Annotated in this window: 32 protein-coding genes and 1 riboswitch; of the genes, 28 read left to right on the forward strand and 4 right to left on the reverse strand. The window is 54.2% G+C overall.

Features of this window, described 5'->3' with window-relative positions; translation table 11 throughout:
- Nucleotides 1–89: 89 nt before the first annotated feature.
- Nucleotides 90–1,010: an aldo/keto reductase gene (locus tag AP057_RS14970; protein ID WP_033017162.1), complete on the reverse strand. Its 921-nt coding sequence runs from the start codon at nt 1,008–1,010 to the stop codon at nt 90–92.
- A gap of 117 nt (nt 1,011–1,127) precedes the next feature.
- Between AP057_RS14970 and AP057_RS14975 the strand changes: the two genes are divergently transcribed.
- The 21 genes from AP057_RS14975 (at nt 1,128) to lysA (ending at nt 19,054) form a co-directional block, all read left to right on the forward strand.
- Entirely contained in the window at nt 1,128–1,688 is a 561-nt protein-coding gene (locus AP057_RS14975; RefSeq protein ID WP_049626213.1) for an NUDIX domain-containing protein, read from the forward strand.
- Nucleotides 1,678–2,868, forward strand: coding sequence for an endonuclease Q family protein (locus AP057_RS14980; RefSeq protein WP_049625004.1), 1,191 nt, complete (start codon nt 1,678–1,680; stop codon nt 2,866–2,868). The genes AP057_RS14975 and AP057_RS14980 overlap by 11 nt, the downstream gene beginning before the upstream one ends.
- 219 nt (nt 2,869–3,087) lie before the next feature.
- The gene (spoIIM, locus tag AP057_RS14985; protein ID WP_055359112.1) at nt 3,088–3,750 is read left to right on the forward strand and encodes a stage II sporulation protein M; all 663 of its coding nucleotides are present in this window, start codon (nt 3,088–3,090) and stop codon (nt 3,748–3,750) included.
- 97 nt (nt 3,751–3,847) lie between these two features.
- Nucleotides 3,848–4,300 carry a Fur family transcriptional regulator gene (locus AP057_RS14990; RefSeq protein ID WP_033017157.1) on the forward strand — a complete coding sequence of 151 codons (453 nt, stop codon included), beginning with the start codon at nt 3,848–3,850 and terminating at the stop codon, nt 4,298–4,300.
- 99 nt (nt 4,301–4,399) lie between these two features.
- Entirely contained in the window at nt 4,400–4,612 is a 213-nt protein-coding gene (locus tag AP057_RS14995) for a YqzK family protein (RefSeq protein WP_033017156.1), read from the forward strand.
- Nucleotides 4,613–4,618: 6 nt separating this feature from the next.
- Nucleotides 4,619–5,515, forward strand: a complete 897-nt coding sequence (gene xerD, locus AP057_RS15000; RefSeq protein ID WP_033017155.1) for a site-specific tyrosine recombinase XerD — start codon at nt 4,619–4,621, stop codon at nt 5,513–5,515.
- Between the two features lie 131 nt (nt 5,516–5,646).
- Entirely contained in the window at nt 5,647–6,834 is a 1,188-nt protein-coding gene (gene deoB, locus AP057_RS15005) for a phosphopentomutase (RefSeq protein ID WP_183083998.1), read from the forward strand.
- Between the two features lie 29 nt (nt 6,835–6,863).
- Nucleotides 6,864–7,700, forward strand: coding sequence for a purine-nucleoside phosphorylase (locus AP057_RS15010; RefSeq protein WP_033017154.1), 837 nt, complete (start codon nt 6,864–6,866; stop codon nt 7,698–7,700).
- Between the two features lie 5 nt (nt 7,701–7,705).
- Nucleotides 7,706–9,007 (forward strand): pyrimidine-nucleoside phosphorylase, encoded by a 1,302-nt coding sequence (locus AP057_RS15015; RefSeq protein ID WP_033017153.1) that lies wholly within the window; start codon nt 7,706–7,708, stop codon nt 9,005–9,007.
- Between the two features lie 170 nt (nt 9,008–9,177).
- Nucleotides 9,178–10,353, forward strand: coding sequence for a D-alanyl-D-alanine carboxypeptidase family protein (locus AP057_RS15020; protein ID WP_033017168.1), 1,176 nt, complete (start codon nt 9,178–9,180; stop codon nt 10,351–10,353).
- Nucleotides 10,354–10,478: 125 nt separating this feature from the next.
- Nucleotides 10,479–10,829, forward strand: coding sequence for an anti-sigma F factor antagonist (gene spoIIAA, locus AP057_RS15025; protein WP_011231792.1), 351 nt, complete (start codon nt 10,479–10,481; stop codon nt 10,827–10,829).
- Nucleotides 10,830–11,270: an anti-sigma F factor gene (gene spoIIAB, locus AP057_RS15030; protein WP_033017151.1), complete on the forward strand. Its 441-nt coding sequence runs from the start codon at nt 10,830–10,832 to the stop codon at nt 11,268–11,270.
- Between the two features lie 13 nt (nt 11,271–11,283).
- Nucleotides 11,284–12,036, forward strand: a complete 753-nt coding sequence (sigF, locus tag AP057_RS15035) for an RNA polymerase sporulation sigma factor SigF (protein ID WP_033017150.1) — start codon at nt 11,284–11,286, stop codon at nt 12,034–12,036.
- A 398-nt stretch (nt 12,037–12,434) separates the two neighbouring features.
- Entirely contained in the window at nt 12,435–13,058 is a 624-nt protein-coding gene (locus tag AP057_RS15040; protein ID WP_033017149.1) for a stage V sporulation protein AA, read from the forward strand.
- Complete coding sequence (locus AP057_RS15045; protein WP_033017146.1) at nt 13,045–13,476, forward strand: stage V sporulation protein AB; 432 nt, start codon at nt 13,045–13,047, stop codon at nt 13,474–13,476. The genes AP057_RS15040 and AP057_RS15045 overlap by 14 nt, the downstream gene beginning before the upstream one ends.
- 17 nt (nt 13,477–13,493) lie before the next feature.
- A complete protein-coding gene (locus tag AP057_RS15050) occupies nt 13,494–13,922 on the forward strand; it encodes a SpoVA/SpoVAEb family sporulation membrane protein (protein WP_011231787.1) in 429 nt (142 codons plus the stop codon).
- Between the two features lie 18 nt (nt 13,923–13,940).
- A complete protein-coding gene (gene spoVAD / locus AP057_RS15055; protein WP_055359113.1) occupies nt 13,941–14,969 on the forward strand; it encodes a stage V sporulation protein AD in 1,029 nt (342 codons plus the stop codon).
- Nucleotides 14,970–15,008: 39 nt separating this feature from the next.
- A complete protein-coding gene (locus AP057_RS15060) occupies nt 15,009–15,359 on the forward strand; it encodes a SpoVA/SpoVAEb family sporulation membrane protein (RefSeq protein ID WP_033017142.1) in 351 nt (116 codons plus the stop codon).
- Nucleotides 15,360–15,364: 5 nt separating this feature from the next.
- Nucleotides 15,365–15,976 carry a stage V sporulation protein AE gene (locus AP057_RS15065; protein ID WP_020278271.1) on the forward strand — a complete coding sequence of 204 codons (612 nt, stop codon included), beginning with the start codon at nt 15,365–15,367 and terminating at the stop codon, nt 15,974–15,976.
- Nucleotides 15,924–17,402, forward strand: coding sequence for a spore germination protein (locus AP057_RS15070; protein ID WP_055359114.1), 1,479 nt, complete (start codon nt 15,924–15,926; stop codon nt 17,400–17,402). Before AP057_RS15065 ends, AP057_RS15070 begins: the two co-directional genes overlap by 53 nt.
- Nucleotides 17,403–17,734: 332 nt before the next feature.
- Nucleotides 17,735–19,054 (forward strand): diaminopimelate decarboxylase, encoded by a 1,320-nt coding sequence (lysA, locus tag AP057_RS15075; protein WP_033017140.1) that lies wholly within the window; start codon nt 17,735–17,737, stop codon nt 19,052–19,054.
- Between the two features lie 69 nt (nt 19,055–19,123).
- On the opposite strand, the gene AP057_RS15080 is transcribed toward lysA, so the two are convergent.
- Nucleotides 19,124–20,002: a DUF1002 domain-containing protein gene (locus AP057_RS15080; protein WP_049624997.1), complete on the reverse strand. Its 879-nt coding sequence runs from the start codon at nt 20,000–20,002 to the stop codon at nt 19,124–19,126.
- Nucleotides 20,003–20,213: 211 nt separating this feature from the next.
- Nucleotides 20,214–20,531 carry a hypothetical protein gene (locus AP057_RS15085; protein ID WP_049624996.1) on the reverse strand — a complete coding sequence of 106 codons (318 nt, stop codon included), beginning with the start codon at nt 20,529–20,531 and terminating at the stop codon, nt 20,214–20,216.
- Between the two features lie 203 nt (nt 20,532–20,734).
- Here AP057_RS15085 and AP057_RS15090 point away from each other — a divergent pair, with 203 nt between their 5' ends.
- The 7 genes from AP057_RS15090 to AP057_RS15115 all read left to right on the forward strand — a co-directional run bounded on the left by AP057_RS15090 (nt 20,735) and on the right by AP057_RS15115 (nt 25,582).
- Nucleotides 20,735–21,175 carry a peptidylprolyl isomerase gene (locus AP057_RS15090; protein WP_033017138.1) on the forward strand — a complete coding sequence of 147 codons (441 nt, stop codon included), beginning with the start codon at nt 20,735–20,737 and terminating at the stop codon, nt 21,173–21,175.
- Complete coding sequence (locus AP057_RS18085; RefSeq protein WP_255350139.1) at nt 21,162–21,290, forward strand: hypothetical protein; 129 nt, start codon at nt 21,162–21,164, stop codon at nt 21,288–21,290. The genes AP057_RS15090 and AP057_RS18085 overlap by 14 nt, the downstream gene beginning before the upstream one ends.
- A gap of 47 nt (nt 21,291–21,337) precedes the next feature.
- A riboswitch (FMN riboswitch) is annotated at nt 21,338–21,471 on the forward strand.
- Between the two features lie 204 nt (nt 21,472–21,675).
- The gene (gene ribD, locus AP057_RS15095) at nt 21,676–22,773 is read left to right on the forward strand and encodes a bifunctional diaminohydroxyphosphoribosylaminopyrimidine deaminase/5-amino-6-(5-phosphoribosylamino)uracil reductase RibD (RefSeq protein ID WP_080985682.1); all 1,098 of its coding nucleotides are present in this window, start codon (nt 21,676–21,678) and stop codon (nt 22,771–22,773) included.
- 2 nt (nt 22,774–22,775) lie between these two features.
- Complete coding sequence (gene ribE, locus AP057_RS15100) at nt 22,776–23,420, forward strand: riboflavin synthase (RefSeq protein WP_033017136.1); 645 nt, start codon at nt 22,776–22,778, stop codon at nt 23,418–23,420.
- Nucleotides 23,421–23,442: 22 nt separating this feature from the next.
- The gene (locus AP057_RS15105; protein WP_033017135.1) at nt 23,443–24,636 is read left to right on the forward strand and encodes a bifunctional 3,4-dihydroxy-2-butanone-4-phosphate synthase/GTP cyclohydrolase II; all 1,194 of its coding nucleotides are present in this window, start codon (nt 23,443–23,445) and stop codon (nt 24,634–24,636) included.
- Between the two features lie 19 nt (nt 24,637–24,655).
- Entirely contained in the window at nt 24,656–25,120 is a 465-nt protein-coding gene (gene ribE / locus AP057_RS15110) for a 6,7-dimethyl-8-ribityllumazine synthase (RefSeq protein WP_049624247.1), read from the forward strand.
- Nucleotides 25,121–25,231: 111 nt separating this feature from the next.
- Complete coding sequence (locus AP057_RS15115) at nt 25,232–25,582, forward strand: GNAT family N-acetyltransferase (RefSeq protein WP_033008266.1); 351 nt, start codon at nt 25,232–25,234, stop codon at nt 25,580–25,582.
- A gap of 51 nt (nt 25,583–25,633) precedes the next feature.
- On the opposite strand, the gene AP057_RS15120 is transcribed toward AP057_RS15115, so the two are convergent.
- Complete coding sequence (locus AP057_RS15120; protein ID WP_049624248.1) at nt 25,634–26,146, reverse strand: DUF309 domain-containing protein; 513 nt, start codon at nt 26,144–26,146, stop codon at nt 25,634–25,636.
- Between the last annotated feature and the right edge of the window lie 238 nt (nt 26,147–26,384).

The raw sequence follows: 26,384 nt of genomic DNA on the forward strand, positions 1-26,384 counted from the left end.
GCCTCAAAGAATAAGGATTGCTTGAAGCAGTCAAACTTCTTTGGAAGCCCCCACTTCAAATTTTCGCTAGAAAATTAAGTGGGGGTAGTTCACCGATGCACGTCGTACACCGAGCGTTTTGTCGTTTGTTTCAGCCATTCGTATTCGTCGGCATCAAGCGGCGGGGCGGAAGCGGCGGCGATGTTTTCTTCAAGCTGCCGAAGCCGGCTTGCGCCCGGAATGACGGCGGCAACGACCGGGTCATACAGGCAAAATTGCAGCGCGGTCGCGGTCAATGAACGGCGCCCGGCCGTTTTTTCCTTCAGCTTCGGGATGAGCGCCTGCAGTTCTTTGTAGGAATAATCGAGGTATCCATGTTCTTTCACCGCGCTGCTCGCTTGTTCAAGCGAGCGGCTCGTGAGCAAGCCTCTAGCGACCGGACCGCGGGCGATCACGCTGATGTGATGTTCGCGAAGAAGCGGGAACCATTCTTCCGGCCGCCGGTCAAGCAAGCTGTATTGCATCATGACGCTGACGATGTTCGAGCGCTTCACATATTCGCGAATGACGTTTGGGCGGATCGAGGAGATGCCGTACCAACGGATGACGCCTTCTTGCTTCAGCTCTTCGAACGCTTCAATCGTCTCATCGATCGGGTCGTCGATCGTGCCGCCGTGGAGCTGGTATAAGTCAATGTAGTCCGTTTGCAGGCGGCGCAGGCTCTCTTTGACCGCTTGTTTGATATAGGCTTTTGACGGATCCCAGTCCCAGCCGCTTCCGTCTCGGCGCCAACGGTTGCCGACTTTTGTCGCGATGATGACTTGGTCGCGTTTTCCTTTCACCGCTTTGCCGACAAATTCCTCGTTTAAGCCGCGGTCGTATAAATCGGCTGTATCCAAGTAGTTGATGCCGCGCTCCAATGCTTCATGGATGAGATAGATGGCATGGTTTTCATCAGTGCCGAGCGACATGCAGCCGAGGCCGATTTCGCTCACATACAAATCCGATGTGCCGATGCGGCGTTTGTTCATTTTTTGCGCCTCCTTTCGCGATCAATGACACGTCCATTGTACAACGGAAGCGAAAAAATGGCCAAACATGTAGTACAATGGAAAAGAATCGATCCAATTTGATAGGGGAGAATGAACATGGAGCTGTATGAAAAAACGATCCGCAAAGAGAAGCTGTTCAGCGGCCGCATCATTGACTTGTATATCGAGGAAGTCGAGCTGCCAAATGGGAAAACGAGCCGGCGCGAGGTGATCAAACATCCGGGGGCGGTGGCGGTGCTGCCGCTGTTGCCGGACGGGAAAATCGTTCTTGTCCGCCAGTACCGAAAAGCGCTGGAGCGCGCATTAGTCGAGATTCCGGCGGGCAAGCTAGAACATGGGGAAGAGCCGCTCGCTTCCGCACACCGCGAGCTCGAAGAAGAAACCGGCTACCGCGCCCATTCGATGCGCCATCTCATTTCCTTTTATACATCCCCAGGGTTTGCCGATGAACTCATCCATTTGTATGTCGCCGAGGGGCTGGAAAAAGCGGAGGACGGCGCCGGTTTGGATGAAGATGAGTTTGTCGAGCTGTTGGAAGTGACATTGGAGGAGGCGCTTGAGATGCTTCAACAACGCGACATTTACGATGCGAAAACGGCATACGCCTTGCAATATTTGCAGCTGCGCCGCGCGCTAGGGGAGCAAAATGCCGAATAAAAAAAACGAGCGCGGCCTCGGCTGTTATTATGCTGATTTACATATTCACATCGGCCGCACCGCCTCGGGCCGCCCGGTGAAAATTACTGGGGCGCGGACGTTGACGCTTGAGAACATCTTGCATGAGGCGGCTGAGGTGAAAGGGATCGACCTCGTCGGCGTCATTGACAGCCATGTGCCCGAAGTGCTGGACGAGCTCGAGCGGGCAATGGAGAAGCACGGTTGGCGCGAACATGAGGGGGGCGGCGTCAGCGCTGGGAAAGTGACGCTTTTGTTAGGCAGTGAAATCGAAGTATATGACGACCATTGCCATGGACCGATCCACGTGCTCGTTTTTTTGCCGACTGTGCAGACGATGCGCACGTTTTCCGGCTGGCTTGGCAAACGGGTAAAGAACATGTCGCTCAGTTCACAGCGCGTTTACGCCTCCGGCCGCGAGCTGCAAGCTGCCGCGAAAGAGCAGGGCGGCTGGTTCATTCCCGCGCACGCGTTCACCCCGTTTAAAAGCTTGTACGGAAAAGGGGTCAAGCACAGCCTGACAGAAGTGTTTGACCCGGATTGGATTGATGCCATTGAACTTGGGTTAAGCGCCGACACGGCGATGGCGGACCAGATCGCCGAATTGCATCGCTACCCGTACTTGACGAATTCCGATGCCCATTCGCTGCGGAAAATCGCCCGCGAATATGAAGAAGTGCGGCTCGCCGCCCCGACGTTTGCTGAATTGGAAAAAGCGCTGCGCGGTGAAGACGGGCGCGCGATTGTCGCCAACTACGGTTTAAATCCCAAACTCGGAAAATATCACCAGACGGTGTGCGAGCGCTGCCTTGCGCCGGTTGTACCGGACGTCGACCGCTGTGCGGCATGCGGCCATCATCGCTTCGTGAAAGGCGTGTTTGACCGGCTTGCGGAGCTGAAAACGGCGGAACGCGGGCCGAAACGGCCGCCGTACATTTATCAAGTGCCGCTTGAATTCATCCCCGGCCTTGGTTCAAAAGCGTATGAAAAGCTGCTCGCCCGTTTTGGCACGGAAATGAGCGTTCTTCATGAGGCGGCGGAGGAAGAGATCGCGGAGACGGTGGGAGAAAAGTTGGCCCAACTGATCGTCCTTGCCCGCAGCGGTGCGCTCCATATCGAGGCCGGGGGCGGTGGGAGATACGGGAAAGTGTGGGAGGGGTAACCACTCGGGCAGCGCTCCTGCCGTTCATCATCATGCCGTGCGTGCTGCTTGGCCCAGCCATGCGCCAATGGACCGAGGCGGCGTGCCGCCCGTGGAGTTGGTCACACGTCGGTGTTGAGCTGCTTTTTTATTCCATCACCAGCCTTTTAGAAAAACAGTCATACCGAAAGCGGATGGACATACAATCTACTAAGAGACAAAGTAGGAGGACGAAGCACAATGAGAACCCATCCGCTGAAATCGGCTATCGCTGTTCATTGGCGTGAACATGCTTCGCTGTACGTGTTTGTCATCGTCCTGTTTCTCATGGGCGTCATTTTCGGCGCCATTGTCGTCAACAGCCTCGGCTTCAGCCAAAAGCAAGATTTGTATTATTACTTGGCGCAATTTTTTGGACAAGTATCAAAAGACAACGTGGCAAGCGCCCACGACATGTTCCGTCAAAGCTACATGCATAACGTCAAATATATGATCCTCATGTGGGTGCTCGGCATTTCCGTCATCGGACTGCCGGTCATTTTGGTTTTACTGTTTTTAAAAGGCATTGTCGTCGGCTTCACCGTCGGCTTTTTAGTCAATCAAATGGGCTGGAAAGGGTTTTTATTGTCATTTGTTTCGGTGATGCCGCAAAATTTGCTTGTCATTCCGCTCATGATTGTGATGGGTGTGATGTCGATATCGTTTTCCTTGCGGATGGTGCGCAATCAGTTTATGAAACGGCCGCACGAGCCAGTGTTCCCGATGGTGATGCGCTATGCCGCGGCGATGGCCGCGGCCGCCTTCGGGCTGCTTGTCTCTTCGGCGGTGGAAGCGTACCTTTCGCCGGTCTTGATGAAACAGGTGGTGAAATGGGTCGCTAATTTAATAATAATTATTATGTAGTAATCATTTTTGTTTTTTTGTGATAGTAATTATACTTTGAACCTTCCTGCGCACATTTGTTATAATGGGAGGTGAATGGCGAGGGAGGAATGAAAACATGGAAGATCGTGTGGAACGAATTAAGAAGCAGCTGCACTCAGCCGGCTATAAACTGACGCCACAGCGGGAAGCGACAGTAAGAGTCCTGCTTGAACATGAAGAAGACCATTTAAGCGCGGAAGACGTCTACCTCCTCGTGAAAGAAAAATCCCCAGAGATCGGACTGGCGACCGTATATCGGACGCTCGAGCTGCTCACCGAGTTGAAAATTGTCGATAAAATCAATTTCGGGGACGGGGTGTCGCGCTATGACCTCCGCAAGGAAGGAGCGGCCCATTTTCATCACCACCTCATCTGCTTAGAATGCGGGTCGGTGGCGGAAATTCAAGAAGATTTGCTTGAGAATGTCGAAGCGATTGTTGAGGAGAAGTGGAAATTTAAAATTAAAGACCATCGTTTGACGTTCCACGGCATTTGTCACCGTTGCCAGCAAAAGCATGAAGAAAAATAAAACCTTTTCCAACGGGAAAGGTTTTTTGCGTATAAACAACGAAACAAATGGCATATCCTCATACTAGCAAGCTGACAAGCAGCTGATAGGGAGGATGCCATGAAAACCGTTTGGCAAATGGTGAAAGTGTTTCTTTTATTTACGGGATGCACCATTTTATTTTATTATAGTCTTGTATGGTTTAACCGCGAGTACGAGTATTACCACCGATACGATGAGCCGAAGGGATCGGCGGTCAAAGTATCGGCGGCGGAGAGTGCGCCGCCAAGTTGGCTCGACCGGCTGATATTTTTTTATCGCGACGGGGAGTAGAGAGCGTTGGAATACGAGTTGAAAGATTTTCTGCATTATTTGACGGTGGAGCGGAATTTGGCGCACAATACGATCGTTTCGTATGAACGCGATTTGAAAAAATACGTCCGCTATTTGCGTCAAGTCGAGCAGCTTCAGGCGTGGGGCGAAGTGGAGCGCCTCCATATTCTCCATTTTTTAAAGTTTTTAAGCGAACAAGGGCAATCGGCGCGGACGATCGCCCGCCATTTGGCGTCGATCCGTTCGTTTCATCAGTTTTTGCTAAGGGAGAAAATCGCGGCGCAAGACCCGACCGTCCATATCGAAACGCCGCAGTTTGAACGGACGCTGCCGAAAGTGCTGTCGGTCGAGGAAGTCGAGGCGCTGCTTGCAGCGCCGCAAGTGAGCACACCGTTTGGGTTGCGCGACAAGGCGATGCTGGAGCTGTTGTATGCGACCGGCATGCGCGTCAGTGAGCTTGTGCAGCTCAACTTAAGCGACGTGCATTTGACGATGGGGTTTGTCCGCTGCTATGGAAAAGGGCGGAAAGAGCGGATCGTGCCGATCGGGCGCATGGCGATTGAAGCGCTTGCCCACTATTTGGAGCGAGGGCGCCCGCAGCTTGTCAATCTGCGACGACGGGCAACGGAGGCGCTGTTTTTGAACCATTATGGCCAGCGGTTGACACGGCAAGGGTTTTGGAAAATTTTAAAGCGGCTCGCGAAAGAAGCCGGCATCGAAAAAGAATTGACGCCGCATACGCTTCGGCATTCGTTTGCGACGCATCTGCTTGAGAACGGAGCCGATTTGCGCGCTGTGCAAGAGTTGCTTGGGCATGCCGACATTTCGACGACGCAAATGTATACGCATGTTACGAAAACGCGCCTAAAAGACGTGTACAAACAGTACCACCCGCGCGCCTAGCAGCTGCCGTATGCTAGGCGCTTGCCTGTCGTTTTAGTTGTCAGACTTCTGACCAATTGGCCATAGGCGTGTTTTCGCGAAAATACGGGAACGATAGAAAGAGACTCCATTTTTCATTGCAGGCAGGGGGAATGAATGTGAAAACGACATACCAGCGTGTTTTTTTGATTGTGATGGATTCAGTCGGCATCGGTGAGGCGCCGGATGCCGAGAAATACAACGACAAAGGAGCGGATACGCTCGGCCATATCGCTGAGTATCGCGGCGGCCTCTATATGCCGAACATGGCGAAGCTCGGCCTAAGCCATATTCGTGAGATCAAAGGGGTGCCGAAAGTCGAGCGCCCGCTCGCGTACTATACAAAAATGAAGGAAGCATCGGCTGGAAAAGATACGATGACAGGCCATTGGGAGCTGATGGGCCTTCGCATCGACAAGCCGTTCCGCGTCTTTCCGAACGGGTTCCCAGATGAATTGATCGCTGAGCTCGAGCGGCGCACCGGCCGGAACGTGATCGGCAACAAACCGGCGAGCGGAACAGCGATCATCGAAGAGCTTGGCGAAGAGCATATGAAAACAGGGGCGATCATCGTCTATACATCAGCCGACTCCGTCTTGCAAATCGCCGCCCATGAACAAGTTGTGCCGCTTGATGAATTGTACCGCATTTGCGAAATCGCTCGTGAATTGACGCGCGACGAGCCGTATATGGTCGGGCGCGTCATTGCCCGACCGTTCATCGGCAAACCCGGCCATTTTGAGCGAACCGCCAACCGGCACGACTATGCGCTTAAGCCGTTTGGCAAAACGGTGATGAATGAATTGAAAGACGCCGGTTATGAAGTGATTGCCATCGGGAAGATCGCCGATATTTACGACAATGAAGGAGTTACCCAGTCGTTGCGAACGACATCCAATATGGACGGAATGGATAAGCTCGTCGACACGCTCGGCATGGACTTTACCGGGTTGAGTTTCGTCAATCTCGTCGATTTTGACGCTAAATACGGCCATCGCCGCGACCCAAAAGGTTACGGCGATGCGCTCGAAGAGTTTGACGCCCGGCTTGCCGATGTGTTGCCGCGCTTGACAGCGGACGACTTGCTTATCATCACCGCTGACCATGGCAACGACCCGATTCACCATGGAACTGACCATACGCGCGAATATGTGCCGCTTCTTGTGTACAGCCCGCGATTTCGCGGCGGCAAGCCGCTCCCAGTCCGCGAGACGTTTGCCGATGTCGGCGCAACGATTGCGGATAACTTCCAAGTCAACCGGCCGCCGTACGGAACAAGCTTTTTGGCTGATTTGGCCTAACTTCATAAAGAACGATGAGGGGGAAAAGAATGGATCGACAAGCGATTGAAAAAACCTCCGGTCATTTGCGCCCATTGATGCCAACTCCGCCTGAAATCGGTCTCATTCTCGGCTCGGGGCTCGGCGTGCTCGCTGATGAAATCGAAGAGGCGGTTCGCATTCCGTATGAAGATATTCCCGGATTTCCAGTGTCGACCGTTGAAGGACACGCTGGACGGCTCGTATATGGGCGGCTTGAGGGGGCGACCGTTGTCGCCATGCAAGGGCGGTTTCATTATTATGAAGGGTATTCGCTTCAAGAAGTGACGTTTCCCATCCGGGTGATGAAGGCGCTTGGCGTCCGCGAATTGATCGTGACAAACGCTGCGGGCGGCATCAACGAACGGTTCCAGCCCGGCGATTTCATGATCATTTCCGACCATATCAACTTGCTGGGCACAAATCCGCTCATTGGTCCGAACGATCCGGAGCTTGGTCCTCGCTTTCCAGACATGACGGAAGCGTACAGCCGGCGGCTGCGCGAGCTCGCCAAGGAAACGGCGGCGAGACTTGGCGTTTGCGTGCATGAAGGAGTATATGTCGCCAATACGGGGCCGTCGTACGAAACGCCGGCGGAAATCCGCATGATTCGTACGCTCGGCGGCGATGCGGTCGGCATGTCGACCGTCCCGGAAGTGATCGTCGCCCGCCACGGCGGCATTGAGGTGCTCGGCATTTCGTGCATTTCGAATATGGCTGCAGGGATGTCGGATGCTCCGCTTCACCACGACGAAGTGGTTGAAACGGCCGAGCGGGTGAAGACGGACTTTTTGCGGCTTGTGAAAGCGATTGTCGCCGAAATGGCGAAATCAAAACGAAAAAGGTGACCGCGATGCGAATGGTCGATTTGATTGCGAAAAAGCGCGACGGAAAGGCGCTGACGAAGGAAGAAATTGAGTGGATCGTCCGAGGGTATACAAACGGGGACATTCCCGATTACCAAATGAGCGCGCTCGCGATGGCGATTTATTTTCGCGGCATGACCGAGGAAGAAACGGCCGCGCTGACGATGGCGATGGTGCAATCCGGCGAAATGCTCGATTTGTCGAGTATTCGCGGCGTGAAAGTCGATAAACATTCGACCGGCGGGGTCGGCGATACGACGACGCTCGTTTTAGGGCCGCTTGTCGCTTCTGTCGGCGTGCCGGTGGCGAAAATGTCTGGGCGCGGCCTCGGCCATACGGGCGGCACGATCGACAAACTCGAGTCCGTGCCCGGGTTTCATGTCGAGATCAGCAAAGACGAGTTCATTCGACTCGTGAATGAAAACGGAATCGCCATTATCGGCCAAACGGGCGATTTGACACCGGCTGACAAAAAGCTATATGCGCTTCGCGATGTGACGGCGACCGTCAACAGCATTCCGCTCATCGCCTCGTCGATCATGAGCAAAAAAATCGCCGCTGGGGCTGATGCCATCGTCTTGGATGTGAAAACGGGCGCCGGAGCGTTTATGAAGAAACTTGACGAGGCGCGCCGGCTCGCTCGAGTGATGGTCGACATTGGCAAGCGCGTCGGCCGCCGGACGATGGCGGTCATTTCTGACATGAGCCAGCCGCTCGGCTATGCCGTCGGCAACGCCTTGGAAGTGAAAGAGGCCATCGAAACGTTAAAAGGAAACGGGCCGCACGATTTAACCGAACTTTGTTTGACGCTCGGCAGCCATATGGTCTATTTGGCGGAGAAGGCGCCATCGCTTGATGAGGCGCGCCGTTTGCTTGAAGAGGCGATTCGCAGCGGGGCCGCCATCGCGGCGTTCAAAACGTTTTTGGCCGCTCAAGGTGGAGATGCATCGGTCGTCGACGATCTGGATAAATTGCCCAAGGCGGCCTATACGTCGACCGTCACGGCGGCTGCCGACGGCTATGTCGCCGAGATGGCCGCCGATGACATCGGCACGGCCGCCATGTGGCTCGGCGCCGGCCGGGCGAAAAAAGAAGACGTGATCGATTTGGCGGTCGGCATTGTGCTCCATAAAAAAATCGGCGATCGCGTGCAGAAAGGGGAAGCGCTCGCCACGATTCACAGCAACCGGCCAGATGTGCTTGACGTGAAAGAAAAGATCGAGGCGGCTATTCGTCTGTCGCCGCAGCCGGTTGCTCGGCCGCCGCTCATTTATGAGACCATCGTATAGAGAGGGACGCTGGCGATCCGCAAGGAAAAAAGCAGTTGTTCAAGTAGAAGACGCCTGAAACGCGTGTTTCGGGCGTTTTTTTTTTTTGTTTTTTGGAAAATGAGCTGTTTTTTGTATAAAAATATCTCGCCTGGAAAAAATGGCATGTATAAAGAATGGAGGTTTGGGAGATGAAAACGAAAGTCACTCGTCTTCTTTTATTGCCGTTTCTTCTTTTTCTTCCTCTTTCTGCCCATGCCGAGGCGAAAGAGATGAAGGAGGCGAAAGTGAAGCTGGCCGATGAGGCGAAATCAGCCATTTTGATTGAACGCGACACCGGCAAAGTATTGTATGAAAAAAATGCCCATGAACCATTGCCGCCGGCGAGCATGACGAAAATTATGACGATGCTGTTGATCATGGAAGCCATCGATGAAGGAAAGCTGTCCTACGATGAAAAAGTGCGGGCGAGCGAATACGCCGCGTCAATGGGTGGATCGCAAATTTTCCTCGAGCCGGGCGAGGAAATGACCGTCGATGAGATGCTGCACGGCATTGCCATCGGTTCGGCCAACGACGCGTCGGTCGCTATGGCTGAGCAGATCGCCGGGTCGGAAGAAGCATTTGTCGAGATGATGAATAAAAAAGCGAAACAGCTTGGCTTAAAAAACACCCATTTCGCCAATGCGACCGGCCTGCCGGCGGAACATCACTACAGTAGCGCTTATGATATGGCCATGATGGCGCGCGAACTGTTGAAATATGAAGATATTACGAAATATACGAGCAAGTACGAAGACTATTTGCGCGAAAATACGGACAAAAAATTTTGGCTCGTCAATACGAACCGGCTTGTCAAATTTTATCCGGGCGTTGACGGCCTGAAAACCGGATATACAGCCGAAGCGAAATATTGTTTGACCGCCACGGCGAAAAAGAACGGCATGCGCGTCATCGCTGTTGTGTTTGGAGCACCGACGCCGAAATCGCGCAATGCGCAAATTACGAAGATGCTCGATTACGCGTTTTCCCAATATCGAACTCACCAGGTGTACAAACGGAATGAAACAGTCGCCCGCGTCAACATAAGCAAAGGCAAACGGTCATCCGTCGAAGCGGTGACGTCGGAGTCGGTGTCGGTGCTGACGAAAAAAGGACAGTCGGTCGAGCAGATCGAAAAAGTGATCAAAGTGAAAGACAATGTGAAAGCACCCGTTCGCAAAGGCGATGAGCTTGGCGTCCTCATTTTAAAACAGGATGGAAAAGAAATTTTGCACAGCCCGATCGTCGCCAAGCAAACGGTCGAAGAAGCGAGCTTTTGGGATTTGTTTAAGCGGGTGTTTGGCCGCTTCGTGCAAGTGGGATAATGTCAAGTTTTGCGGTCTTTTCGCTCTCTTTGGCGAACGACCACTAGTTTTGTCGGGCGGCAGGATTTCGGGCGGACAGCAGCGAAATGTCTCCATATCCTGAAATGGACAAGGGGGAACACGCTGTGAGTCTCGCGATCGACTTGGAAGTGAAGCAAGACGTGCTCATCGTTCGCCTGTCTGGGGAGCTTGACCATCATACAGCCGAAGAATTGCGTGAACAAGTGACGGATGTGCTCGAAAACCGAGCGATCCGCCATATCGTGCTCAATTTAGGACAATTGACGTTCATGGACAGCTCTGGCCTCGGCGTCATTCTCGGACGCTATAAACAAATCAAAAACGTCGGCGGGCAGATGGTTGTATGCGCCGTATCGCCGGCCGTCAAACGGCTGTTTGACATGTCGGGTCTGTTTAAAATCATCCGCGTTGAGGCGGATGAGCAATTCGCCTTGCAAGCATTGGGGGTGGCGTAAATGCGCAACGAAATGCACCTCCAATTTTCTGCCCGCAGCGAAAATGAATCGTTCGCCCGTGTGACTGTGGCGGCGTTCGTCGCCCAGCTTGACCCGACGATGGACGAACTGACGGAAATTAAAACGGTTGTCTCTGAGGCGGTGACAAACGCGATCATTCACGGCTACAACAACGATCCGAACGGCATCGTCTCCATTTCGGTCATCATTGAAGACGGTGTCGTCCATTTGACGGTGAGAGACGAAGGAGTCGGCATTCCTGACATCGAAGAAGCGCGCCAGCCGTTGTTTACGACAAAGCCCGAGCTCGAGCGGTCAGGGATGGGCTTTACCATTATGGAAAACTTCATGGACGAAGTCATCGTCGAATCGGAAGTGAATAAAGGGACGACTGTGTATTTGAAAAAGCATATTGTGAAAAGCAAAGCGTTATGTAACTGAGGGAGACATGCCTATGGATGTCGATGTCAAGCAAGGTCAGTCGCCAATCAAAGATCAGGAGATGAAAGAGCTGATCCGCCGCAGCCAAGAAGGCGATCAAGAAGCGCGTGATGAAATTATTGAAAAAAACATGCGCCTCGTCTGGTCGGTCGTTCAACGTTTTTTAAACCGCGGCTATGAAGCGGATGACTTGTTTCAAATCGGCTGCATCGGCTTGTTAAAGTCGGTCGACAAGTTTGACCTGTCATATGACGTCAAGTTTTCGACGTACGCCGTGCCGATGATCATTGGGGAGATTCAGCGGTTTCTTCGCGACGACGGCACCGTCAAAGTGAGCCGTTCGCTGAAAGAGATGGGCAACAAAATCCGCAAGGCGAAAGATGAGCTGTCGAAAACGCGCGGGCGGGCGCCGACGGTTACGGAAATCGCCGACCATTTAGGCATTTCGCCAGAAGACGTTGTTCTGGCTCAAGAGGCGGTCCGCTTGCCGACATCGATTCACGAAACGGTGTACGAAAACGACGGCGATCCGATTACGTTGCTTGATCAAATTGCTGACGCCGACGAGGCGTCATGGTTTGACAAAATCGCCTTAAAAAAAGCGATCGAAGAACTCGACGAGCGTGAGAGGCTGATCGTCTATTTGCGCTATTACAAAGACCAAACCCAGTCCGAAGTGGCATCGAGGCTCGGCATCTCTCAAGTGCAAGTATCCCGGCTGGAAAAGAAAATATTGCAGCACATAAAGGACAAAATGGACGGATAGTCCATTTTGTCCGCACGGAGTGGGCAACAAAATGGACGGATAGTCCATTTTGTCCGCACGGAGTGGGCAACAAAATGGACGGATAGTCCATTTTGTCCGCACGGAGTGGGCAACAAAATGGACGGATAGTCCATTTTGTCTGCACAAGGTGTTCCCAAAATGGACGGATGTCAATTCATCGGCGGTGAACCATGAATCGCATCCGTCTTTTGGTCTGTAAGCGCATTTTGGAACGCTTTTTCCAGAGCAAGCAACAAAAGTCTAGAAAAGAATGGGCATTTTTTGCCCATTCTTTTCTATTTTTATGAAATCGATGGTGAACGTCGACAGGCCGCATGATCGGTGTTTTTGCCAACCAAACTAAAGAAAAACAAAATGGGGATAAAGGTGTGAAGCAGATGGCAACCACTGTGTTTATTAAGCCGCGCCATCGCGTGCAAGTGAAACCGGGAGCGGTCGTCACGCTCGGAGAAGTGGCCCAAATGACGGGAGGAGATGGCGGGCTGATTCGCCGGCTGAAGGCGATTCCGCTCTACCGCATCCAGCCGAGCGACAAGAACATCGTCATTATCGATATGATGCACATTGTTCGAGCTGTGCTTGATGCCGACCCGTCGCTTGATGTGCAGATGGTCGGCCCCTCACAGACGATCGTGGAAGTTGTGTACGAAAAACGGCGGTTTTCAATGGCTTCTTTTCTTCTCGTTTGGCTTCTTTTGTTCGTCGGTTCAGCCATGGCGATCATGAATTTCCACGAAGATGTGAGCATGCAGCAAGCGCATCGCCATCTTTACCAGATGATGACCGGCCAATCGGTCGATAAACCGCTGCTTTTGCAAATTCCATATTCGCTTGGGCTCGGCATCGGGATGATTTTATTTTTCAACCATTGGTTCCGCAAACGAATCAACGAGGAGCCCAGCCCTCTTGAAGTCGAAATGTTCAACTACCAGCAGGCGATCGATCAATACGTCATTTTGCACGAAAACAAAGAAAGCATGAGGCATCTTGACGACGCTTAAGGTGTTGCTGGTAGTGTTCGTCGGCTTTGCTGGAGGGCTGGCGGTCGGAACCGGGTTTGTCGCCTTTTTGGTTGTGCTTGGCGTCATTCCGCGCTTGACGCAGCTGACGAAAACGACGAAGCGCATTCACGCCTATGAGTGGAGTGCTGTCGCGGGTGCCATTGTCGGCGGCTGGATGAGCCTGTGCCATTCGGTGTGGCATTTATCCAAATATTGGCTTGTGCCGATCGGATTGTTTCATGGTGTGTTTATCGGAATGCTCGCTGCCGCTTTAACAGAGGTGTTGAACGTTTGGCCGATTTTAGCGAAGCGGATCGGCGTCGATGATAAAATCGTCATTTTACTTATGGCCATCGCCTTTGGCAAAGTGGCCGGTTCGTTGTTTCATTGGCTTTATTTTGTCGATCACTTTCGCTGACAAAGGGGGAAGGAAACGTGGGATTAAAGTCCGATTATGTCCGCGAGGTGAAGGCGTTTCAGCCTTCTCCCCCATACGCCGCCAATGCGGTAAAAGCGTTTCTTGTCGGCGGGGCGCTTTGTGCGTTGGCGCAATGGCTCGTTGATTGGTATGGCGGCACGTTTGCCGCTTCGCCGCTCGAGGCTCATCTGTGGGCGTCTATGGTGATGGCCGGATTGGCGATTGTGCTGACGGCCGTCGGGAAATATGATGATTTCAGCCAATTTGCCGGTGCGGGGGCGACGATGCTCATTACAGGGCTGGCCAATGCCATCGCGAGCGCTGCCATCGAACATCGCAGCGAAGGATGGACGGCCGGGGTGGCCGGGCAGATGTTGAAAGCCGGTGGGGCAGCGGTCATTTATGGTCTGATTGCCGCCTATGTGCTTGGCCTTGTTTGGCCGTGACGAAAAGAGGGATTGGCCATGAAACGTGTCGGAAAGCAGACATGGGTGTTTGACGATGGTGTTTACATCCAAGCGGCCGCTGCCGCAGTCGGGCCGCTTGAAGCCGACGGGCCGCTCGGAAGTTATTTTGATGTTTGTCATCGCGACTTATATTGCGGCGAAGCGACGTGGGAGCTGGCCGAGCGGAGGCTGATGCGGGAGGCGGTGGATTGCTGCTTGCAAAAGGCGGGCGTCTCTGCCGAAGAAGTCGATCTATTTTTGGCCGGTGATTTGTTAAACCAAAATGCGACATCGAACTATGTCGCCCGCGAGCTGCCGATTCCGTTTTTATGCTTGTTCGGCGCCTGTTCGACCTCGATGCAAACGTTGGCGGCAGCCGCTGCGTTTGTCGCTGGTGGATTGGCTGATCGGGCGCTTGCGGCGACAAGCAGTCATAACGCGACGGCCGAACGGCAGTTTCGCTACCCGACTGAACTGGGGGTGCAAAAGCCGAAAACGGCGACGTTCACCGTCACGGGCGCCGGTGCCGCGCTCGTTGGCCGCGCGCCGGGACGTTGGCGCGTCCGGGCGGCGACGATCGGCAAAGTCGTTGACGCCGGGCTGAAAAACCCACTCGACATGGGGGCGGCGATGGCCCCGGCGGCGGCCGATACGATCGAGCAGCATTTCCGTGACTTAGGCGTCTCGCCGGGCGATTACGATTTGATTGTCACCGGCGACTTGTCGCGCGTCGGCAGCGTCATCGTCCGCGAGTTGCTTGCTGAATCAGGCTACGATGTGACCGACGTTTACAACGATTGCGGGATGATGATTTACCGGCCAGATCAAAAGGTGTTCGCCGGCGGCAGCGGCTGCGCCTGCTCGGCGGTCGTCACGTACGGGTATTTGCTTCAAGAGCTCGCCCGCGGAACGTTTCGACGCCTGTTTGTCGTCGCTACCGGGGCGCTCTTGAGTCAAACGATGGTGCAGCAAAAACAGTCGATCCCAGCGATCGCTCACGGCGTCGTCATCGAAGCGGCTCGACAGGAGTCGGATTTGCCGCCGTAGGACGTCTTTTATTTGGGAACGATCAGGAGGGAATGTGATATGGAATACGTCCGTGCCTTTCTCGCCGGCGGGCTGCTGTGCGCCATCGTTCAGCTCATCATCGACCGCGGCAAATGGACGCCGGCTGGCGTCGCCGGTTCGCTTGTCGTCTTTGGCGTACTCCTTGGCTTTGGCGGCGTCTATGATCCATTCGTCGCTTGGGCTGGCGCCGGGGCGACGATGCCGCTATGCGGATTTGGGTATTGGTTGGCGAAAGGGGCCATGGTAGAACCGCGGCCGGAGGGATTTGTCGAAACCGGAGCAGCGGTGTTCCGATTTGCCGGCGCCTTGTTCGCTTTTATCGTGGCTGGCTCTTTTGCCGCGGCGCTCACTTGCAAACCGAAAGGGTAGAGATGATGGAAAAACGACGAGTCATTTTAGTAACGGATGGGGACGAGTTCGCCTGCCGGGCGATTGAGCGGGTTGCAGCCGAAATCGGCGGCCGTTGCATTTCTCGCTCGCAAGGCAATCCGACGAAACTGAGCGGTGAACAGTTGGTCGAACTCATTTTGCAAACGCCGCACGATCCAGTGTTTGTCATGTTTGACGATTGCGGCGCCCTCGGGGAGGGGGCCGGAGAGCAGGCGCTTCGCTATGTGGCGACGCATGAGCAAATCCAAGTGCTCGGGGCGCTGGCGGTTGCCTCCAATACGCACCAGCATGAATGGACAAAAGTGCATGTGAGCATCGACCGTGACGGCGTGATGACCGAATATGGGGTCGATAAAGAAGGCGTCCGGGACCTCGAGATCGGGCGGATCAATGGCGATACCGTCTACTGCCTTGACCGGCTGAACATTCCGCTCATCGTCGGCATCGGCGACATCGGCAAAATGGGATATCGAGACCATGCGAAATACGGAGCGCCGATTACGCGCAAGGCGGTCGAGTTGATTCTCGAAAGGAGTGGTGGACATGCCGGAAAAAGAAAAGAAACCGAAAGCGCCGATCGCGAAGCGGCTCGTTGACAACGCGAAGTTTTTGCAACAGCGGATCGGCGTCGGGACAAGCTTTGATTTAGGCGTGCGGAAAATCTATATCCTAAACCGGGAAGTACATATTTACTACTGCAACGGTTTATGCGATACGCAATACATTATCGAATTGTTAAAACAAATTGTGCACGTCAACGATGATGAACGCCAGGCGTCCCAAGCGTGGCAGATCATCGAAAATCGACTCGTTCATCAGCAAGTCAGTCCGGTGACGAGCCTCGACGAAGCGGTTGACAAGCTGCTGTCGGGCTTGATCATCGTCTTAATTGAAGGCGAATCGACCGGATTTGCTGTCGACGTCCGCAGCTATCCGGGTCGGCAGCCGCAAGAGCCGGATACGGAAAAAGTTGTGCGCGGTGCCCGCGACGGCTATGTCGAGAACATCATTGTCAACACGGCGCTCACCCGCCGCCGCATCCGCGACGAGCGGCTGCGCTTTGAAATTTTGCAAGTCGGCGAGCGGTCAAAAACGGACGTATGCATCGCCTATATTAAAGACGTCGCTGACCCGGGGCTTGTTGAACTCGTCAAGAAAGAGTTGCAGCAAATCAACGTCGATGGACTGACGATGGGCGACAAAACAGTTGAAGAGTTTTTAGTCAAGCAAGGATACAACCCGTACCCGCTCGTCCGTTACACCGAGAGGCCAGATGTAGCAGCGACGCACCTGCTTGAAGGGCACGTGCTCATTATGGTTGATACATCGCCAAGCGTCATCATCACGCCGACAACATTTTTTCACCACGTCCAGCATGCCGAGGAATACCGGCAGTCGCCAGGGGTCGGGACGTTTGTGCGCTGGGTGCGGTTTTTAGGCATTTTAACGTCGTTGTTTTTGCTGCCGCTTTGGGTGCTGTTTGTCCTTGAGCCTGAACTGCTGCCGAAAGAGTGGGGGTTCATCGGTCCGAACAAGCAAACGAATATTCCGATCATCGTGCAAATTTTGATCGCTGATTTTGGAATTGAGCTTTTGCGGATGGCAGCCATTCATACGCCGACGCCGCTCTCTACGGCGATGGGCTTGATCGCCGCTGTCTTGATCGGGCAAATCGCGATTGACGTTGGGCTGTTTGTGTCGGAAGTCATCTTGTATGTTTCCGTCGCGGCGATCGGTTCATTTGCAACGCCGAGCTATGAGCTGAGCGTGGCCAATAAAATTTCCCGCCTGGCGCTCGTCGTGCTCGTCTTCTTGTTTAAGGTGCCCGGATTCGTCATCGGCGCGACGGTTTATTTGCTTTGGCTCGTTAGCATCCGTTCCCTCAACACGCCGTACTTATGGCCGTTCATTCCGTTTGACCCGGCGGCATTTATGCAAATTGTCGTCCGCCGCTCGGCGGCCGGGGCGAAAGTGCGTCCGAGCATCGTTCATCCGCAGGACGTGCGAAAGCAACCGACATGACGCAGGTCGTCATCGCACAAGCGGCCGTTTCCATTGGCATATATGGACGGCCGCTTTCTCCCTTTTGGCGCTATTGAAACTTTTTTATAATTATGATACGTTATACTTGACGTTTCGCACCTTTGCAAGCGCCATTGGCAAGTCGTCCGTCCGCCTAAGGAGGGCGGGCGCTCGATGCAGAGGGCGCACGCGGCTGTATGACAGCCTGCCATGCGGCGGGGCTGATTGCTCTGCGGCTTTGTTTTTTTCAAGGCAGGCGCCGGTTGCGAAACTGTCTTTTTTGCTTTTGGTATGCATGTTTGCGCCACTTTGATGAGGAATGAGGGATTTCAATGTTTTTTCATGGGACGAGCCGCGTCAATGAAAAAGGGCACTTGGAAATTGGCGGCGTCGATACGGTCGAGTTGGCGAAAACGTATGGAACGCCGCTTTATATTTATGACGTTGCTTTGATCCGCGCGCGGGCGCGCGCGTTTAAGGGAGCGTTCCGCCGCCATGGCGTGCAGGCGCAAGTCGCCTACGCCAGCAAGGCGTTTTCTTCAGTTGCCATGGTGCAGCTGGCCGCTGAGGAACAATTGTCGCTCGATGTCGTCTCAGGCGGAGAGCTGTATACGGCTTTGGCCGGCGGGTTCCCGCCGGAGCGCATCCATTTCCATGGCAACAACAAAAGTTGGGATGAACTGGCGATGGCGCTTGAACACGGGGTCGGCTGCATCGTGGCCGACAACTTTTACGAGCTCGAGCTGATTGAACAATTGGTGGGGCCATCCGGTCGAGCGGTTCCGGTTTTGCTTCGCGTGACGCCAGGGGTTGAGGCGCATACGCACGATTACATTTTAACCGGACAGGAAGACTCGAAGTTCGGCTTTGATTTGAATAACGGTCAAGCGGATGAAGCGTTCCGGCGCGTCATGGCGTCGGCTGCGTTTCAACTGCTCGGCGTCCATTGCCATATCGGATCGCAAATTTTTGAAACGACCGGCTTTGTGCTCGCCGCACGAAAAGTGTTTGCGAAGCTGGCCGAATGGCACAAAACGTGTGGGTTCGTTCCTGCGGTCGTCAACCTTGGCGGCGGCTTTGGCATCCGCTATACGGATGAAGACGACCCGATTCCGGTGTCAGCGTATGTCGACTGTATCGTGGATGAGGTGAAAACACAGGCGGAAGTGCATCAACTTCCGATGCCGGAAATTTGGATTGAGCCCGGCCGCTCGCTCGTGGGGGATGCCGGAACGACGATTTATACGATCGGCTCGCGAAAAGAGGTGCCGAACGTCCGCACCTATATCGCCGTTGACGGCGGCATGAGCGACAACATCCGCCCGGCGCTGTATGGAGCGAAATACGAAGCGGTGCTGGCCAACCGGGTGTTGGGCGATCGGATGGAAGTTGTGTCCATTGCAGGGAAGTGTTGTGAATCAGGCGACATGCTCATTTGGGACATCGCACTTCCGGAAGCGAAACCGGGCGATTATTTAGCCGTCTTTTGCACCGGTGCTTATGGCTATTCGATGGCGAACAACTACAACCGTCTGCCGCGTCCGGCGGTCGTATTCGTCGAAAACGGCGACGCCCAGCTCGTCGTCAAACGGGAAACGTATGAAGACTTGATCCAATATGACTTGCCGTTGAAGGCGAAAGTCAACCAATGAAGGCGGCCCTGGAAAAGAACGGCCGCCGCCAAGAAGAGAAGGCGCCCTAATGCAGCAGGGCGCCTTCTCTCATTGTTGGTTGGCGGAAAAGGCCGATTTGATGGCATTCCAAATTTCTTTGAGGATGTCGATCAAATTTTGGATGAATGTTTTCCCTTCTTCTGACTGCAAAAACGCAGACAGCTGCTCTTTCGCCTTGCTCAGCTGGTCGTTCACTTGGTCCCAATTGATGTCGGCGTTTTGCATTTTGTGAAAAAGGGAGACGAGAGCGTTGATTTCATCGGCGCTTAATGTGATGCCAAGATCATTGGCGATTTTTTCAATCAAGGCGCGCAAGTCAGCGTCCGTTTGCGGCGGGTTGTTGGCGATTTCCTCTTTGATTTTCGCCAGCAAGGCGACCGCTTTGTCCGCGCCGATCGAATCAGCGAGCTTGGCCGTTTGCACCATTTCCTCGTTGGCTACCTTTTTTACGTCATCTGGAATCACCTTGTCGGACGAAATTTCGTACGCCTTCATCAGCCCCGTCAGCGCTGCGGTGCCGGAAACCGGAAACGGAGCCGTGATATAAATATCGGCATCTTTCACCCCAGCGGTGATCAAGGCGTTTGTATACATCTCTTTCGTCACCCATGTGATGTTGTGCGTCTCAACGTGAAGCCCTGAGCCCGGTTCACCGATGGTGATCATGGACGATGAGATGGCGCGCGTGCCGATTTGTGCCTTCGGGATGAGTCCATCCAAATATTTATGCTCCTCGGCGTTCGAGACCGTGATTGTCTGCGCTCCGTCCGGCGCTTTCATTTCTTCCAGCACTTTTTGTTTTTGTTCAGCGGTCAAATTTTCACCAAGCGTGACGATGACATCACCCGGCGCGGCATCGGCGGCTGCGATGGCCGGAAACGCCAGCAGCATCGCCCAAAGCAGCGATGAAGCAATCGTTCGTTTCACATTGCTCGCCTCCTATCTACCAACCATGCACTACCATTATAACGTACGCTGGCGTGAATTTCTATTCGGAACGGCGCTTTGCCTTCGCCGCCAAGCGGCGCACGAACAACAAATGCCAAAGCAAAATCAGAAACAGAAGCGGATATAAGGCGGCTGAATAGGAAAGCTTTCAGCCGTGGTAGTAAAAAATTTCTGTCCTCAGCGCCCCATTTCATACAAAAAGGAAAAGAGCGACCATCCGCCGATATAGGCGGCCTGCACCCAAATCGGATGATGTATCGGGTATCCGTTTAAAAACAAGGAGGTTGACGGTGACGTAAATGAAAACAATAAATACATAGGCCAGTCCGTCGACTCCAACATCAAAATACCCGTATAAATGGTACTTGACATCGAGAAACAAATCCGTTGAAAGGCCGAAGAAAACCGCAAACAGCGAAGTTGTATACATTTCAAGGCCTGAAAGCCGTTTTGGCATGAGGAGAAACGAAACAGAAAAGACGATTACCGTCACCGCCATCAACAACACCGTCGGACGCCCCCTTGCCAGTTTTGCTACGTCTATCATTCATCACTAGTGTACCCATTCCGATTCCATATAAATAATTATAATAAATATATTATATTAAAAAAACAATGAGCAGTTCGACGAGGCGGCATTTTGGCTTTCTTTCCCTTTCGAATCATGATATGATAAAAGCGGTTGAAGCGTAAAAAAGGAGCTGAAGTACCATGGCGAAAAAAGGATATATTTTGATGGAAAACGGTGGGAAAATCGAATTTGAACTATTCCCGAACGAAGCGCCGGTGACGGTGGCCAATTTTGAGAAGCTCGCAAACGAAGGCTTTTATAACGGGTTGACGTTCCACCGCGTCATCCCTGGATTTGTCAGCCAAGGAGGATGTCCACGCGGCAATGGAACGGGCGATGCCGGCTATACGATCCCGTGCGAGACGGACAACAATCCACACCGACATGTCATCGGCGCGATGTCCATGGCGCACCGCGGCCGCGACACCGGCAGCTGCCAGTTCTTTATCGTCCACGAGCCGCAGCCGCACTTGGATGGGGTGCACACCGTCTTTGGCCAAGTGACATCGGGCATGGACGTCGTGAAGACGATGAAAAACGGCGACGTGATGAAAGAAGTGAAAGTATTTGACGAACCGTAAGCAACGGACGGAAGACGAGGAGCGGACAAGCCGGAACAATTGGCTTTTGTTTTTCATTTTGCTGGGGATGAGCCTATTGTGGGGAGCGGCGTACTGGTTTTGGGTCGTACAATGATGATTTCCGGCCGCTCTTGTGGTATAATAAACCTAACAATATAGTGAAGCCTCCTTCGGGGCAGGGTGAAATTCCCGACCGGCGGTGATGAGGCGCTATGCCTCTCAGCCCGCGAGCCGTATCGGCACGATCCGGTGTGATTCCGGAGCCGACAGTATAGTCTGGATGGGAGAAGGATGGCGATGTGCGCACGGTTGTTTTCGGCCGGCCTGGACGGCCGGCGCCGGTTTGGTGTAGCGGCGGCCGCTTTGTGTCGGTCGGTATGACATAGTTAACGAACAAGTGTTCTTGTTTGTTTGGCTGCACATCATGGTTCATTCTCTCATCAACGAACCCCCGGGGAAGTTCCGGGGGTTTATTTTTTTAGAAAAAAGGGGGGAGTGTGGTGTATCGCGATGAACATTATATGCGGCTTGCGCTCGATGTCGCGAAAGCCGGAATCGGGCAAACATCCCCCAATCCTGTCGTCGGTGCTGTTGTGGTCAATGGCGGAGCGGTCGTCGGGCTTGGCGCCCATTTAAAAGCGGGAGAGCCGCATGCGGAAGTGCATGCGATCCGCATGGCCGGCGAGAAGGCGCGCGGGGCAACGGTGTACGTGACGCTTGAGCCGTGCAGCCATTACGGCAAAACGCCTCCATGCGTGGATTTGCTCATTCAAGCCGGCGTCCGCCGCGTCGTCATCGCGACAACCGACCCGAATCCGCTCGTCGCCGGGAAAGGGATCGACAAGCTGCGACGGGCGGGCATTGAGGTCGATGTCGGGCTGCTGAAAGAAGAGGCGGATGAGCTCAACCGGGTGTTTTTTCACTATATCGCGGCAAAAACGCCGTTTGTGACGTTAAAATACGCGTGCAGCCTCGATGGGAAAATTGCGACGGCGACCGGGGAAAGCAAATGGATTACGTCCGAGGCGGCGCGCCAAGATGTGCACCGCCTTCGCGCCCAGCATGACGCCATTTTGGTCGGCGTCAACACCGTGTTGGCGGACAATCCGAAGTTGACGGTCCGCATCGGGGAGCAACGGAAAAATCCGCTCCGCATCATTTTGGATACAAACTTGCATACGCCGCTTGACGCCCATGTCGTCACCGACCGGGAGGCGGAAACGTGGATCATCACCGGGAGCGGCATCAGCTGGGAAAAGGCCGAGGCATACGAGCGCCTCGGGGTGCGCATCATCCCGATGGCGGCTGCGCACATTCATGTGCGCGACGTGCTCCGGCTGCTCGGTGAGCAGCGCATTACGTCGCTGTTTGTGGAAGGCGGCTCGCGCGTTCATGACAGTTTCCTCCGGGCAGGGGCGGTCAATGAAGTGGTCGCCTACATCGCCCCGAAGCTGATCGGCGGCCGCGAAGCGCCGACGCCGGTCGGCGGCCTCGGCTTCTCGCGCCTTGAAGAGGCGATGGAGCTTGACATCCGGCAGTTGGAGATGGTCGGCCCGGATATAAAAGTCGTTGCTGCGGTGAAAAAGAGGGGGGAGTAAGGATGTTTACCGGTATTATTGAAGAGGTCGGCACGGTTGAACAAATGAGGCAAACGGGCGACGCCATCGTGATGGCGATTGGCGCCCGCCGGGTGCTCGAAGACGTTCGCCTCGGCGACAGCATCGCCGTCAACGGCGTCTGCCTGACCGTCACGTCGTTTACTGACCGGCGGTTTACCGTCGATGTCATGCCGGAGACCGTCAAGGCGACGGCGCTCAAAACATTGAAGCCGGGATCGAAAGTGAACTTAGAGCGGGCGATGGCGGCTGGCGGGCGGTTTGGCGGCCATTTCGTCACCGGTCATGTGGACGGCGTCGGGCGCATCGTCCGCCGATGGCCGAAGGCGAACGCCGTCTACTATGAAATTGAAGCGCCTCCCCCGCTTCGCCCGTACATGATTTATAAAGGATCGGTCGCCGTCGATGGGACGAGCTTGACGATTTTCGGTCTGAGCGAGCGCACGTTCACCATTTCGCTCATTCCGCATACGCGTGAAGCGACGATTTTAGGCGAAAAGCAGCCGGGCGACCTCGTCAATATCGAGTGCGATATGATCGGCAAATACGTCGCTGCTTTTCTTGCCGCGAAAGAGGAGCTGCCTTCTGGAGTGACGAGCGAATTTTTGGAGCGGCATGGCTATAAATAAACGGGATAGGGGGCAACTTCAGATGTTTGACACGATTGAAGCGGCACTGGACGCGCTGAAAAACGGCGAAGTGATCATCGTCTGCGACGACGAAGACCGGGAAAATGAGGGCGATTTTGTCGCATTGGCTGAAAAAGCGACGCCGGATGTCGTTAATTTTATGATCACCCATGGCCGCGGGCTTGTGTGCGTGCCGATTACGGAAGAGTTGGCGGCGCGGCTCGGGCTTGAGCCGATGGTCGCGCATAACACCGACGCTCATGGGACGGCGTTTACCGTCAGCATCGACTACAAGACGACGACGACCGGAATCAGCGCCTACGAGCGGGCGGCGACCATTCGGGCGTTGCTCGATCCAAATGTGAAAGCGAGCGATTTTAAACGGCCTGGCCATATTTTTCCATTGATTGCCAAACAAGGCGGCGTCCTGCGGCGCGCCGGCCATACGGAAGCGGCGGTCGATTTGGCCCGCCTTTGCGGGGCGAAGCCGGCTGGCGTCATTTGCGAAATCATGAAAGAGGACGGAACGATGGCGCGCGTTCCGGATTTGCGGCAAATCGCCGACCAATTCGGATTGAAAATGATCACGATCAAAGATTTGATCGCCTATCGGAGCCAGCGGGAAAAACTAGTGAAGCGCGAGGTCGACATTTGGCTGCCGACTGAGTTCGGCGAGTTTCGCGCCGTCGGCTACACGAACGTGCTTGATGGCAAGGAGCATGTGGCGCTCGTCAAGGGAGACATTATTCCCGACGAACCGATTCTTGTGCGCGTCCACTCCGAGTGTTTAACCGGTGATGTGTTCGGTTCGTATCGGTGCGACTGCGGTCCGCAGCTGCATGCGGCGCTGCGGCAAATCGAAGCCGAGGGGCGTGGGGTGCTGCTTTACATGCGTCAAGAGGGGCGCGGCATCGGCCTGATGAACAAACTGCGCGCCTATAAGCTGCAAGAGCAAGGCTACGATACGGTCGAGGCGAACGAAAAGCTCGGCTTCCCGGCCGATTTGCGCGACTACGGCATTGGTGCGCAAATTTTAAAAGACCTTGGCGTCACGAAAATGCGTCTGCTCACGAACAATCCGCGCAAAATCGCCGGCTTGAAAGGGCACGGGCTTGAAGTTGTCGAACGGGTGCCGCTTCAAATGCCAGCGAAAAAAGAAAATGAAAAATACTTGCGCACGAAATATGAAAAACTAGGGCATATGCTTCATTTTTGAAAACAGGAGGAGAAAAAACATGCGGGTTCTTGAGGGAAATTTAGTCGGCACCGGGTTGAAAATCGGCATCGTCGTTTCTCGTTTTAATGAATTCATTACGGGCAAGCTTTTGTCAGGGGCGATCGACGGTTTGACGCGCCATGGCGTCAGCGACAATGACATCACGGTCGCCTGGGTGCCGGGCGCATTTGAAATTCCGCTCCTCGTGAAAAAAATGGCGGAATCGAAGCAGTTTGATGCCGTCATTGCGCTCGGCGCCGTCATCCGCGGGGCGACGAGCCATTTTGACTACGTGTGCAGCGAGGCGGCCAAAGGCGTCTCCCACGCCGCGCTCTCAAGCGGCGTCCCGGTCATTTTCGGCGTATTGACGACCGATACGATCGAGCAAGCCATTGAACGGGCCGGCACAAAGGCGGGCAATAAAGGCTGGGAAGCGGCCGTTTCGGCCATTGAGATGGCGAACGTTTTGCGGACATTTGTGTAAAAAGGCATGAAATGGTTCACAATATCAGTGAGAATGTTTATAATACGTATAGAGAAAATGACAACGTGTTTTCCTTTTCGGAAAAGCGTTTGTCGATAATGAGGGATTTTTATGTTGATCCGTTATCGAAAAAACTATGAGAAAATCGCCATGGGACTGTTGTCGTTTATGCCGACGGAAAAAGATTTGAAACGGCTCCAGCAGACGATCAAACAGTATGAAACGAACAGCGACTGGCAGCTGTTTTTATGGAAGGAAGGGGACGATATCGTCGGCATTATCGGCGTCCTGTTGTGCGCTCCTGATGTTGTGCAAATCCAGCACATCAGCGTCAATCCATCGCATCGCCACCAAGGGATCGGAAAACAGATGGTCAAGGCGTTGAAAGAGGCGTACCCCGACCGTCGGCTATGCGCGAACGAGTGGACCGCCTCGTTTTTCGATAAATGCCAAACGTGCTAGCCCAACGAGACAAATCGGCGCAACGCCGCGCTGTTGCGGGCGGCAGAGGGGTTATGTCCCTTCTGCTTTCGCCCGCTTTTTTTGTTCGCGGGCGGCGATGACGTCCGAACGGTCGCGCCGCCGGTGTTTGTCTACAAGGTCGATATCAGTGAGATCGCTCGCCTGCCCCCAAACAAGCTGCCGCTCGGCGCAGGCGGCTTGGCACTGTTCGTACAGGGAGCGGTCGCGAATCGGCAGCTCAATGCTTTCATACGGTTCGCCGCGGGCAATCCGCTCGGCTGCCTCTTCAAGCAGCACGGCCAACTCCTTCTCGTCAAGGCCGAGCCGGCGGATCATCCCGCGCGCCTCCTCAAGCAACGTCCGCGCCCGTTTGATAAGGCGGAGCGCGCCGGAACTGTTGCCGCGCCGGTAGTGGTAAAAGGCGACGGCAATTTGGATGAGAATGAGCCATTCCCGTTTCCGTCCGTCGCGCTTCCATTGTTCTTCTAAAATCTCATGACATTCGAAATAATCGCGGTTGCCATGGAAATGGACTAAATAGTCGATATATGCTTTTGGATACATGGGCCATCGTTCCTTTCGCCGAGGCGTGTTTCGCGGTAGGCGACCTTGTTGCCAGGCAAAGCCGTGCAACTGCCGGCGCTGCGGCAGGGCTCTCCTTGTATTATACGTTTTCATGGCGTTCGAGGCAAAAACCGTCTCATTTCCGTTCGCTTCGCCGCGGAATTATGATACAATAAGTATATTGCCAGCAAGGTTCTCCAATGTGCGCATCGGCGCGGGGAATGGCTGCGGAAAAATG

The organism is Geobacillus sp. Sah69 (assembly GCF_001414205.1).
Taxonomy (GTDB): domain Bacteria; phylum Bacillota; class Bacilli; order Bacillales; family Anoxybacillaceae; genus Geobacillus; species Geobacillus stearothermophilus.